This window comes from Clostridium saccharoperbutylacetonicum N1-4(HMT) (genome assembly GCF_000340885.1).
Classification (GTDB): domain Bacteria; phylum Bacillota; class Clostridia; order Clostridiales; family Clostridiaceae; genus Clostridium; species Clostridium saccharoperbutylacetonicum.
Window position 1 is genome coordinate 983,696 of sequence record NC_020291.1, and the last position, 12,584, is coordinate 996,279.

At 28.6% G+C, this 12,584-nt stretch carries 10 protein-coding genes; all 10 read left to right on the forward strand.

Annotated features, from left to right (window positions below):
• The first annotated feature begins 386 nt into the window (after window positions 1-386).
• The 10 genes from CSPA_RS04360 (at window position 387) to spoVAE (ending at window position 12,416) form a co-directional block, all read left to right on the forward strand.
• Window positions 387-2,687, forward strand: a complete 2,301-nt coding sequence (locus CSPA_RS04360) for a YhgE/Pip domain-containing protein (RefSeq protein WP_015390993.1) — start codon at window positions 387-389, stop codon at window positions 2,685-2,687.
• A 35-nt stretch (window positions 2,688-2,722) separates the two neighbouring features.
• Entirely contained in the window at window positions 2,723-5,014 is a 2,292-nt protein-coding gene (locus CSPA_RS04365; RefSeq protein WP_015390994.1) for a YhgE/Pip domain-containing protein, read from the forward strand.
• A gap of 245 nt (window positions 5,015-5,259) precedes the next feature.
• Entirely contained in the window at window positions 5,260-5,760 is a 501-nt protein-coding gene (locus CSPA_RS04370; protein ID WP_015390995.1) for a TspO/MBR family protein, read from the forward strand.
• Between the two features lie 119 nt (window positions 5,761-5,879).
• Window positions 5,880-8,186: an AAA family ATPase gene (locus tag CSPA_RS04375; protein WP_015390996.1), complete on the forward strand. Its 2,307-nt coding sequence runs from the start codon at window positions 5,880-5,882 to the stop codon at window positions 8,184-8,186.
• 605 nt (window positions 8,187-8,791) lie between these two features.
• Window positions 8,792-9,127, forward strand: a complete 336-nt coding sequence (gene spoIIAA, locus CSPA_RS04380; protein ID WP_015390997.1) for an anti-sigma F factor antagonist — start codon at window positions 8,792-8,794, stop codon at window positions 9,125-9,127.
• Between the two features lie 14 nt (window positions 9,128-9,141).
• Window positions 9,142-9,573, forward strand: a complete 432-nt coding sequence (gene spoIIAB, locus CSPA_RS04385) for an anti-sigma F factor (RefSeq protein WP_015390998.1) — start codon at window positions 9,142-9,144, stop codon at window positions 9,571-9,573.
• Between the two features lie 10 nt (window positions 9,574-9,583).
• A complete protein-coding gene (gene sigF, locus CSPA_RS04390; protein ID WP_015390999.1) occupies window positions 9,584-10,339 on the forward strand; it encodes an RNA polymerase sporulation sigma factor SigF in 756 nt (251 codons plus the stop codon).
• 213 nt (window positions 10,340-10,552) lie between these two features.
• Window positions 10,553-10,966, forward strand: coding sequence for a stage V sporulation protein AC (gene spoVAC / locus CSPA_RS04395; protein WP_390624475.1), 414 nt, complete (start codon window positions 10,553-10,555; stop codon window positions 10,964-10,966).
• A 41-nt stretch (window positions 10,967-11,007) separates the two neighbouring features.
• Entirely contained in the window at window positions 11,008-12,027 is a 1,020-nt protein-coding gene (gene spoVAD, locus CSPA_RS04400) for a stage V sporulation protein AD (protein ID WP_015391001.1), read from the forward strand.
• Between the two features lie 32 nt (window positions 12,028-12,059).
• The gene (spoVAE, locus tag CSPA_RS04405) at window positions 12,060-12,416 is read left to right on the forward strand and encodes a stage V sporulation protein AE (RefSeq protein WP_015391002.1); all 357 of its coding nucleotides are present in this window, start codon (window positions 12,060-12,062) and stop codon (window positions 12,414-12,416) included.
• Window positions 12,417-12,584 lie beyond the last annotated feature (168 nt).

A 12,584-nucleotide genomic window follows, 5' to 3' on the forward strand; every position in this document is an offset into this window, starting at 1 on the left:
TAATTGAATTATATTTGTAAATTCCGAATTAACTTGATTATTAATTATAGTTTATTTTATTGCTTAGATAAGAGAGTATAGGGACTTGAGAGAAATCTTAAGTTCCTTTTTATGTTTAAAATCCTAGGTGTTAAATTACTTGATAAAGAATTTTGCTATTAATATATGATCTATAGATGATTAGATTTTAGAATTTTTTATAATTATAAAGAACATATAGTATAATAGTATTTGTATATTGGAATTGAAGATTAAAATTAAATTTACAAAAAATTATTATTTAAAAAATGACTCATGGTCATTTTTGTGCTATAATCTATTTAGTAAAATGATATTAGTTATACATAAATTAAAAAACATAAATGATTTTTAATAGGGGATAAAGCATGAAGAATATAGTGAAAATTTTTGTGAGAGATATAAAAAATATATTTACAAACTGGATAGCAACTGTTGTGGTAATTGTTTTGATGATACTACCGTCTTTATACTCATTAGTAAACATTGAGGCGTCATGGGACCCATATGCGAATACTAGTGGGATACAAGTTGCAATTGTTAATGAGGATAAAGGAACCGTATATAAGGAGCATGATATAAATCTGGGTAATGATTTAGTTGATAAGCTTAAGGATAATGACAAATTAGGGTGGGTATTTGTAGACAAGGAAACTGCACAAGAAGGCTTACTTAATGAAAAATACTATGCAACTATTGAAATACCAGAAGACTTCTCTAAAGATGTTACAACATTAGTAAAAAAGGATGTTATAAAGCCTAAATTAATTTATACAGTAAATGAAAAGAAAAATGTTATAGCTTCCAAGATAACAGATGCTGGTGTAAGTTCTGTAAAAACTCAATTAGATCAGAACATTGCAAAGAGTATTTCTGGAATTATGTTTAGGTTATTAGATGAAATTGGAGTGGATATAGAAAATAATAGATATCAACTTAGAAATATAATGGATTCAGTTTATAAATTAGATGATAATATGCCAGAACTTGGACAAATGTTAGATCAAGCTATAGATGGAACAATAAGTGCATCAGACTTAGTTAGTACAACTAATCAGCTTATACCAACAGTAGCAGATACAATTGATGGAACTTCTGAATTTTTAAATTATACTCAAAATTATTTAAATGAAACACAAAAGGATTTAGAAAAAGAATCACCCAAAATTAAAGAAGATTTAGTTAAATCTGAAAATACTCTTGATACTGCAAGTGTCGAACTTAAGAATATTGATCAAAAAGTATTGCCAGAAGTTGAAAAAAAAGCTTTATTACAGGCTGCAGATTCTGTAAAAGCCACAAAAGCAAGTGTTGATGAGGCAAGAGCTAAATTAAGTGACATTAAAAGAGCTATAAATCATCTTACTAAAATTCAAATTTCTAAAGTTACAATAGATCCTGCACTTCAACAGAGTTCACCTGAAATGAAAAATATTCAAAACACTCTTGATAAGCAGGCAGAGGCATTAGATAATGCAAAGAGTGCATTGAAAAAGGAAAGCAGCACTATATCTAATATTCAAGATAGATTGAATACTGTTGATGATAACCTTGATAAACTTACTAATAGAATTAATGATGATTTAAATAAATTAAATAATGGGAAAAACCCTATAGATACAAAAAATCTTTCCGATACTATAGAGGTATTAGATGATTCACATAAATTAGTTTCAGATATTACTGATAAATATGATTCCGAAATCATGCCAACAATTAATAAGGGGTTTGATTCAATGAGAGAGATTTTAGACAATGGTTTGAATCTATCAGCTCAAGGAAAGAATGTATTACCAGATGTTCAAGCTATGTTAAATACCTTTAAAAATGCATCTGATTCATCTAATGAAGAATTAAAAAAACTAAAAGAAAAATTCCCAGACATTCAAGATAATGTCCATGAATTAGCAGAAAAATTAAAAAGAATTGATAATAAGCAAGATATTGATGAATTGTTAGATATGATAACAAATAATTGGGATACGCAAAGTGATTTTCTTGCTAGTCCAGTAGAAATTCAAGATAACAGATTGTTTCCATGGCCTAATTATGGTTCTACAGTTACACCATTTTATACAGTTTTATGTCTTTGGATTGGAGGATATATACTATCAGTATTAATTGGAACAGAAGCAGAGCCAGTGGAGGAAGGTAAAAAATTAAAGAACTATGAAAAATATTTTGGACGATTGACCTTGTTCTTATTTATTGGAATAGGACAAGCAATTGTGGCAAGTTTAGGTGCATTATTATTATTACATTCTTATGCTGTTCATCCTGTAATGTTTGTATTATATTGCATATTTATAAGTATTGTATTTAACTGTATAATATATACTGCAGTAAGTTTGTTTGGCTATGGTGGTATTGTAATTGGAGTAGTATTATTAGTACTACAAGTGGCAGGTACCAATGGTAATTTCCCAATAGAAGTTAATCCAATTGGATTTCAAGAATTATTTCCATATCTTCCTTTCACTTATGCAATAAGTGCTGTTAGGCAGATAAATGCAGGAATAATTTATTCAATATTAATTAAGGATACTGCTATACTGTGTGTATTTATGATAGCGTCAGTTGTTATGGGAATCTTATTTAAAGAAAAAATTAATGCTAAAAGAATAAATATTGTTAAAATGCTTAAGGAAAGTTATTTGATGAATGGTTAAATTAATTTATATTGTAAATGTTAGAGGAATTAATTATGAAGAATATATTTAAGATTTATAAAAGGGATATTAATAAAATACGTACTAATTGGGTTGCACGACTTATGATAATAGTAATTATAATTATTCCATCTATGTACTCATTAATAAATATTAAAGCTTCTTGGGATCCATATGCAAATACAGGCGGTATTAAGATTGCTGTTATTAATGAGGATAAAGGAACAGTTTTTAAGGAGCAAAATGTAAACTTAGGACAAGAATTGGTTGATAAACTTAAAGACAATGATAAATTAGGATGGGTTTTTACTGATAAAGAAAGTGCAGAGCAGGGTTTATTGTTGGAGAAATATTATGCAACAATTGAAATTCCAGAAGATTTTTCTAAAGATACAACTACATTAGTTGAAAAAAATATTCAAAAACCAAAACTAATATATACTGTTAATGAAAAGAAGAACGCAGTTGCACCTAAGATGACTGATTCGGGAATAAAAAGTGTAAAAAATCAAGTAGATGAAAATGTAATAAAAACTGTTTCTGGAATACTTTTTAGAGTATGTAATGAAAGAGGAGTAGACATTCAAGACAATAGATCAAAGCTTAGAAAAATTGTAGATAACATATATGAATTAGACGATAATATGGATAAGCTTGAATCAATTTTAGATACTGCTACAGATGGGACAGGCCAGTTATCAGATGTTTTGAATAAGACAAATGATATGATTCCAACAATATCAAATACTCTTGATTTATCACAAGATTTTTTAAATAATAGTAAAACAACATTAGATGATACACAAGGAGAATTATCAGATATTTCACCAATAATAAAACAAGATTTAGTTAAATCTGAAAAAGTTCTTGATAATTCAAGTGTTGAACTTAAAAATTTAGATCAAAATATATTACCAGAAATGGCAAAAAAAACATTGTTAAACGTTCGTGATTCAGCGAAAGCAACGAAAGAAACCCTTAATGATACTGTATCAAAGCTCAGAAGTATAAAAAAATTTATTAATGAACTAGGCAAATTACAAATACAAATACCATCCTTTGGTGATACGACAGTAAATTCTGATAAGGTTAATGCATTAAAACAGCAATTGGATAAGCAGGCAGATGCATTAAGAAATATGCAGGATAATTTGAGGGATATGAGTGGAGTGATTTCTGATGCTGTTGAAAAATTAGAAATTATTGAAGATAAGCTACAGATTGTAATTGATAAATCAGATGAACAACTTAATAAAATTGATGATAAAGGTTTAGATACTCAAACCCTTAAGGATACTATAAAGGTTGTAGATGAGGTACATACCTTAGTTGCAGATATTACTGATAGATATAGTTCGGAAATAGAACCAGGAGTAGAAAAAGCATTTAACTCAACAAGAGATATTTTAAATAATAGTTCTGACATTGTTGAAGAAGGAATAAAGACACTACCAGAAGTTGAAAATTTAATTAATGTATCACAAGATGCAACCCAATTATCTAAGGAAGAGTTAAATACACTGAAAAATAAATTTCCAGAAGCTAGAGATAAAATTCATGAGTTAGCTAATAAAGTTAGAGAAAAAGATGAAGATGATAGTATTGATGAACTGTTAGATATGATGACAAGCAATTGGGAAAATCAAAGTGATTTTGTAGCTAGTCCAGTTGAAATACAAGATAATAGATTATTTCCATGGACCAATTATGGTACAGCAGCAACCCCATTTTATACAATTCTTTGTTTATGGGTTGGTGGATTGCTAGGATCAGCGCTATTAGCATTAAACTCACCAGATTTTGAAGATGGTACAATAATTAAACCTTATGAAATGTATTTAGGAAAATTATTAATGTTTTTAACAGTTGGTATATGTCAGGCTATTATTGCAAGTTTAGGAGCATTGCTAATATTAAAGAGTCATTCAGTGCATCCGGTAATGACGGTTTTTTACTGTATATTTGTAAGTATAATATTTATTATTATTATTTATACTGCAGCTACTTTATTAGAAGCAGTTGGAAAAGCCATAATGGTAGTTTTATTGGTATTGCAGATGGCAGGTGCCAGTGGTAATTTTCCTATTGAGGTTACACCAGTTATATTTCAAAAAATATACCCATATTTACCATTTACTTATGCTATAAGTGGAATGAGGCAGATAATGGCGGGTATTATATATCCAATATTATTTAAGGATATAGCTATGTTGTGTATTTATGCAGTTGTGGCATTAATACTTGGAATGGTGTCTAAAGGAACGATTAACAAATTAACCAATAAGACAATGGAAAAATTAAATATGAGTGGAATAATGCGTCATTAAAATTGCGTTATTTAGGATTATAAGCTTTTCTGTATTTTAGAGTTTTCTAGAATACAGAGGAGCTGTTTTTGTTTAATTGTCTTTTAGGAGATAACAGACCTATTTCTTTAGATTCAAGATAGTGGAAAAATTTTTGGGAGTTGCTTTATTCCACTAATTACAAATAAATACATAGATTTTAAGAAATTAACATATAATAAATTAATTATATGAATCTATAAATTGTTTGAAATTTGAGGTGTGTTATGGGAGCAAATACTAAGAAACAAAGAAAAATTAAATTTATTCCATTGATTATATCTATAGCAATACCGTTATTGATGGGGTTTGGAGCCCAAAAACTAGTTCCTAATATGAGTTTAATCTATGAAAATTTGATAAAACCGCCTTTTGCTCCACCAGCAATAATATTTCCAATTGTTTGGACAGTACTATATATATTAATGGGAATAGCAGCATATAAGGTATGGATATTGAAATATGAAAATATTGATGTTAGTTCGGCAATATTTGTTTATGCAATTCAATTGTTGCTTAATTTTCTATGGACAATAATTTTCTTTGGTTTTAAGCTTTATGGATTAGCATTTTTAGAATTAATGATACTAATTTTATTTGTGATATTAACAATAAAAAGGTTTTATGATAAGGCTGGAAAAGCCTCAATATTACTGATACCATATTTAATTTGGCTGATATATGCAGGAATACTTAATTTTTTCATTTGGATGTTAAACGAAATGTAAAAAATATATATCTATTTTAGTATTTAAAGAATATTAATATTATATACTATCAATTTAGGGAGGAGTCTACTTTGAAAAAATGACTTGGAAAGGTAATAATTTTTAAAGTAGGATAAGAAATGAAAAGAGAATTAACTCCAAATGAAATTATTTTTTGCACGTCTAATGCGGAAAAGGCTAGAAAAAGTAATATTAGTAAAATACCTGAATTTACTGCAACTTTAAATAAGATAGAAAAGAGTTTAAGCATTCAAAAAGAAGGATACAATATATATTATGTTGATTCATTTTCTAAGGAAAGATTAAATGAGTTAGTTGAGTATGTTAAAAGTGTGTATGAAAAACTTCCTCCACCTAAAGATATTTGCTATGCAACATCTCAAGAGAATATCAATCCTATTCCTCTATTTTTACCAAATGGTAAGGGTAGCTTGTTAAAAGATATGATTGGAGAAATAAAAGAAAAATATTTTGAGTGTATATTAGAATTTTATAGCAGTTCTTCAGATGATGAGAAGGAAGGTATAATTGAGGATATAAGTGAAAAGAGAAGTAATTATATAACTAAACTTATGGATTCAGCCAAGAAGAAAAATTTTGAAGTTAAGGCAACTAGCGGTGGCTTTGTCTTTATTCCTTTAAAAGATGAGGGAAAGGAAATAACTGAAAATGAGTATGAACAATTAGAAAATGTTACTCAAGAAAATATTGAGAAAGAAGCATCAAAGTTAAAAAAAGAAGCAGAGATTATATTAGAAGCCTTGAAGGATATAGAAATAAAATCAATTGAAAAACTTAAAAATATCTATAGAGATTACATTAAGAAGAATATGCAGAAATATAAAGATGATTTATTACTTCAGTTTATTTCCCAAGATGATGTCTACAAATATTTGCTTCAAATGTATGATGATATTGAGGAAAGAATAGTTGAAAGTTATACAATTAATTTAGAAGAGGATGAAGAAGAGCTCAAGGAGATATTTTCAAAATATAATATTAATGTACTAGTAGATAATTCTAATAGTTTTCATCCAAATGTAATATATGAGGAGGATCCTACCATTGGAAATTTAATTGGGAATATCGAATATAGAAATAGCAATGGAGGATATAGTACAGATATTTCGTTAATAAGTGCAGGAAGTTTATTAAAGGCAAATGAAGGCTGCTTAATGCTAAGAATGAGTTCTTTAATTAGCAGTGGATTAAGTTATTATTATTTAAAAAAAGCATTAATTCATGGAAAAGTAAGCTATAATTATACAAGGAGCTACCTTGAAGTCATTTCTATTGCAGGATTAAAGCCAGAGCCAATTCCGATAAATTTAAAAGTAATATTAATAGGTGATTATGAAAGTTTTCAAATATTATATGATAATGATGAAGATTTTAAGCAAATTTTCCCAATAAGAATAGAATCAGAAATAGAATTAAAATATAACAGTATGAATAGAAATTTTATCTGCAATATGGTAAAAGAAAAAGTAAAAAAAGACAATTTATTAGATGTATCTGAAGAAGCACTTGAGGAAATAATTAAATTTTTATCGAGAGTTTCAGGTCAGAGAAACAAAATATCTATAGATGATTATTATATAAATAAATTATTGTATTTAGCTAATAATAATTCAAAAGCTGAAGAGAGAAATAGAATTGAAAAGCAAGATGTAATAAGTGTTGCCTATGAAGATGAAAAAATTTTAGAAGATATTATGGAAAATTATAAAAATAAAAAGATACTAATTACTACAAGGGGAAAAGAAATAGGAATTGTTAATGGACTTGCTGTAGTTGGGAATGGATTTTATAGTTTTGGAAAACCAATGAGAATAACATGCTTAACACATGTTGGAGATGGTAGGATAATAGACATTCATAAGGAATGCAAGATGAGTGGAAATATTCATGAAAAATCAATTAGTATACTTGGTGGTTTGCTAAGTAATTTAATAAGTCCATATGAAAAATTACCAGTAGACCTTCAATTAAGTTTTGAACAAACCTATGGCTTGATTGAAGGGGATAGTGCTTCTGTAGCAGAAATAATTTGTATCTTATCAGCATTGAGTAGAAGAGGAGTAAGACAGAATATTGCAGTAACAGGATCTATAAATCAATTAGGAGAGATACAAGCTATTGGTGGCGTAAATGAAAAAATTGAGGGGTTTCATAGAGTTTGTGGCACTATAGATATGATTGATGACAAAGGAGTTTTAATTCCAAGCACAAATGTAGATGAATTGATATTAAGAAGTGAAGTTGAAGAAGATGTTAAAAAGAAAAAATTTCATATTTACACTATGGAAACTTTAGAAGATGCTATTGAAACCTTGATACTTGATGAAGGAGAATCTATAAAGGGATTTTATAAAGAAATAGAAAATGAAATTTTAAAATATAAACCTGTCAAAAAGAAAAAATAAAATTTATAAAAATTAAATCATATATAAATTTCAAAGTAAAAAAGAAGATGTTTTTGAAGATAATTATTTATTTAATTTCAAAAAAATATCTTCTTTGTTTTATATAGATATCCAAGGCAAGAATTAGACATATGCAGAACTTACCTAAATTAAACACATATTTATTCCAGCGGACTTAAATCAGTTTACAGTTAACAACTAACAGTTATCAGTTGAGGAAGAAAAGCTAATAGCTTTTCTTAAATTATACATTTTCGAAATCTTTAAAGAAATTTCATATGTAACTCATAACTCATAACTTATTTCAAGCTTGCTTCCAGAAAAATGTATCTAATTCTAGTGTAGTGTTATGATTATAACTTCTCAATGATGCATGTATATTCCATTTATAAGTTTGATTCTTAAATTTGATATCTATAAAAAAGAAAATATTATTATTATAATTATGTATTAATGGAAAAAAATAGAATAAAAGATTTGACGGTGGATGAAATGTTATGTTAAAATATGGTAAAAGGATGGCGTGAAAATAGAGAAGGAGGTGAAATCGGGATATCTTAAAAGTTTTAAGTATAAGTTAATGTTTTAGGATATTCTTAATTACTATGAATTTGGAATTTTGTAAAAAAGGAAATATTTTGATAATTACCCTTTGTGGAGAGCTTGATCATAATAGTGCAGAGGAAGTTAGGGTTAGAGTTGATGATAGAATAGATAGAGATAATATCAAAAAGGCAGTTTTGGATTTTTCTAGAGTTACCTTTATGGATAGTTCAGGTATTGGTGCTGTTCTTGGTAGATATAAGAAGTTATCAAATAAGGGAGGAATGCTTTGTATAGCAATGCCTAATAAAAATGTAAGCAGAATTTTTGAATTAGCAGGTTTATATAAAATAATTAAAAATTATGATACTGTAGATGAAGCAGTAAGGTGCATTTAGATGGAGGGGTTATCATGTCTGACAATAAAATGAGTATAGAATTTGTAAGTAAATCTCAAAATGAAGGTTTCGCAAGAGTTGCTGTTGCAGCTTTTGTTGCACAATTAGATCCAACAATTGATGAAATAAATGATGTAAAAACTGCAGTATCAGAAGCGGTTACTAATTCTATAATACATGGATATGAAAGTAGAGAAGATGGAATTGTAAGAATTGAAGCAGAAATTAATGAAAATGAAATTACTATAGTAATTAGTGACAAAGGAATAGGCATTGACGATATAAATCAGGCAATGGAACCATTGTATACATCAAGACCAGATTTAGAAAGATCAGGTATGGGCTTTACTGTGATGGAAACATTTATGGATTATCTGGAAGTAGAAAGTGAGAAGGGCAATGGGACAAAGGTGGTAATTAAGAAGAAATTCAACGTGGTAAGTTAGGTGAAATAATATGGAAAAAGAGGATTTAAAACAAGAAGGTTATAACTATGATAGGAATCCAAAATTATTAGCTTTAGCAAAAAATGGTGATGCTGATGCTATGAATAAATTAATAGAAATGAATTTACCCTTAGTAGCGTCTATAAGCAAAAAGTTCTTGAATAGGGGATACGACTATGAAGATATATTTCAGATAGGATCTATTGGCTTAGTTAAAGCTATTAATAATTTTGATTTATCTTATAATGTTAAATTTTCAACTTATGCAGTCCCAATGATTATGGGAGAAATTAAAAGATTTTTAAGAGATGATGGAATAATAAAAGTAAGCCGCAATGTTAAAAGTTTAGCAAGAAAAATACATTTCCATAAAGAAATTTTGACTAAAAAGCTTAAAAGATCACCAACAATAGAAGAGTTAGCTGAATATACAAATGTTGATAAGGAAGAGGTTTTATTTGCAATAGAATCTTCTAACAACTTGCAATATTTATATGATACAATACATCAAGATGATGGAGCGCCTGTGCTTCTAATTGATAAATTAAGTGAAACAGGTGTTGATGATGATAGTCTTATTGAAAAGATTGCTCTTAAAGAAGCCCTGAGTGGATTAGACACTAAAGCAAGACAAATAATAATGTTACGATATTTTAAGGATAAAACGCAGGTTCAAGTAGCTAAAATGTTAGGAATAAGTCAAGTCCAAGTATCTAGAATTGAAAAAAAAGTTTTATTGGAAATGAGAAGAAAATTAGAGGAATAAGATTACTAAAGGGTGGCTATAGACAGAGAAATATATATTTTGTTCAATTTTATTAATAAGTTGTACAAATATATATTTTTTTTATGCCAAAAAATAACACGATTAAATTTTAGTGTTTTGCAAATGATAGATATACAAGTTAAAAGGAGTGTGATTATCTTGAACATTACTTCAAACAGACAAGAAGAACATTTGAAGAAAATATATAATAAGATGGCTAATGAAGCTATTCCAAAATCTAAAATATTTCAAGATTGCCTAAAAGCATTTTTTGTTGGAGGTTTAATTTGTGATATTGGCCAATTTATTTTGAATGTTTCAATCAAGCTAGGATTTTCACAAGAAGAAGTTATGAATATTGTTCCAATTATAATGATTTTTTTAGGTGCACTTTTAACTGGAACTGGAATATATACTAAGCTAGCGCAATTTGGTGGAGCTGGGACTGTTGTTCCTATAACTGGATTTTCAAATGCAGTGGTTTCGCCTGCTATAGAATTTAAAAAAGAAGGATTTATATTTGGTGTTGCAGCAAAGATGTTTACAATTGCTGGCCCTGTTTTAGTATATGGAATTAGTGCTTCAGTAATAATAGGAATAATTTATTATATAGGTATGTTGATGTAAAGAGTAAGTTATAAATATTTGGTTTAACGGGAGTGAAAAATATGCAGATGCTTAATAAAAAAGTAGGTAGTCAAACTGTAAAATTGGCTAATCCGCCCAAAATAATTGCAACATATTCAATAGTGGGACCTAAAGAAGGTCAAGGGCCGCTAAGAGAGTATTTTGACGAAATCTTAAATGATGATACTTTAGGCAAGGAAAGCTTTGAAAAAGCTGAAAGTCAAATGATGTTTACTGCTATAAGCGAGACTTTAAAGATAGCAAAACTTAAGGAAACTGATATAGATTATTTATTTTCTGGAGATTTATTAAATCAAATAATTTCATCAAGTTTTGCAGCTAGAGAGTTTAGTATTCCATTCTTTGGATTATATGGAGCATGCTCGACTATGTCTGAATCTTTGAGCTTAGCATCAATTATTATGGATGGAGGGTTTGCTAATTATGTGGTAGCTACCACATCTTCTCATTTTAGTTCTGCAGAAAGACAATTTAGATTTCCACTTGAGTATGGATCTCAAAGACAGCAATCATCACAGTGGACAGTAACAGGTTCAGGAGCTGTAATTCTTGGACATGAAGGGGAGTTTCCAGAAATAACTCATGTTACTACTGGTAAAGTTAAGGATTTTGGGCAAAAAGATGCTAATAACATGGGAGCTGCCATGGCACCAGCAGCTGTTGATACAATTGTAAGTCATTTTAAGGATACAGGAAGAACTCCAAGCTATTATGATATTATAGCAACAGGTGATTTGGGGGTTATTGGAAAGGAATTAGCTAATAAATTAATAGAAGAATTAGGATATGATATTAGGAAGCAGCACATTGACTGTGGAGAAATAATATTTGATAATGAAAAACAAAATACCTTATCAGGTGGAAGTGGATGTGGATGTTCGGCAGTTGTATTTTCAGGATACTTATATAAGAGGCTTATGAAGAAAGAAATAAAAAAAATATTATTAGTTTCAACTGGTGCGCTTATGAGTACAACATCTTCTCTTCAAGGAGAAACAATTCCAGGAATAGCTCATGCAGTTGCTATTGAGATGAAATAGAAATAGGTTTATGGAAAGGATGGAAAATACAAATGAATTACATAAGTGCATTTATTGTTGGAGGACTTATTTGTGTCATAGGTCAGATATTAATAGACGTTACTAAATTGACACCAGGAAGAATTTTAGTAGTTTTTGTTGTACTAGGAGCAATAGTAGGCTCATTTGGATGGTATGATAAGTTAATTGAGATTGGCGGAGCAGGCGCTACAGTTCCATTACCTAGTTTTGGAAATGCATTGGCTAAGTCTGCGATAAAAGAAGTAAAAGAAAATGGATTAATAGGAGCTTTTACTGGAGGAATTAAAGGCGCAGCAGCAGGAATTACAGCATCTATATTCTTTGGATATTTAATGGCACTTATTTTTAATCCAAAAACTAAAAAATAATTTTTATGTAGTAGTATAAATTAAAATTTAAAGATGACGAAAATTTAATTAATATTAAAATTTTGCCTTTTACGACATTACCTCGTATAATTATATTAGAAGTTTATGTAATGTGTAAAATATGGTATATTATTAAGTTGTAAATAATGAAGTGATTAAGAATGGTGG

What these genes read in the sequence shown, in the direction of transcription:
- CSPA_RS04375 (WP_015390996.1), top strand. Translation starts at nt 5,880, where the DNA reads ATGAAAAGAGAATTAACTCCAAATGAAATTATTTTTTGCACGTCTAAT.
- spoVAE (WP_015391002.1), top strand. Translation starts at nt 12,060, where the DNA reads ATGAATTACATAAGTGCATTTATTGTTGGAGGACTTATTTGTGTCATA.
- sigF (WP_015390999.1), top strand. Translation starts at nt 9,584, where the DNA reads ATGGAAAAAGAGGATTTAAAACAAGAAGGTTATAACTATGATAGGAAT.
- CSPA_RS04360 (WP_015390993.1), top strand. Translation starts at nt 387, where the DNA reads ATGAAGAATATAGTGAAAATTTTTGTGAGAGATATAAAAAATATATTT.
- spoIIAA (WP_015390997.1), top strand. Translation starts at nt 8,792, where the DNA reads ATGAATTTGGAATTTTGTAAAAAAGGAAATATTTTGATAATTACCCTT.
- spoIIAB (WP_015390998.1), top strand. Translation starts at nt 9,142, where the DNA reads ATGTCTGACAATAAAATGAGTATAGAATTTGTAAGTAAATCTCAAAAT.
- CSPA_RS04370 (WP_015390995.1), top strand. Translation starts at nt 5,260, where the DNA reads ATGGGAGCAAATACTAAGAAACAAAGAAAAATTAAATTTATTCCATTG.
- CSPA_RS04365 (WP_015390994.1), top strand. Translation starts at nt 2,723, where the DNA reads ATGAAGAATATATTTAAGATTTATAAAAGGGATATTAATAAAATACGT.
- spoVAC (WP_390624475.1), top strand. Translation starts at nt 10,553, where the DNA reads ATGGCTAATGAAGCTATTCCAAAATCTAAAATATTTCAAGATTGCCTA.
- spoVAD (WP_015391001.1), top strand. Translation starts at nt 11,008, where the DNA reads ATGCAGATGCTTAATAAAAAAGTAGGTAGTCAAACTGTAAAATTGGCT.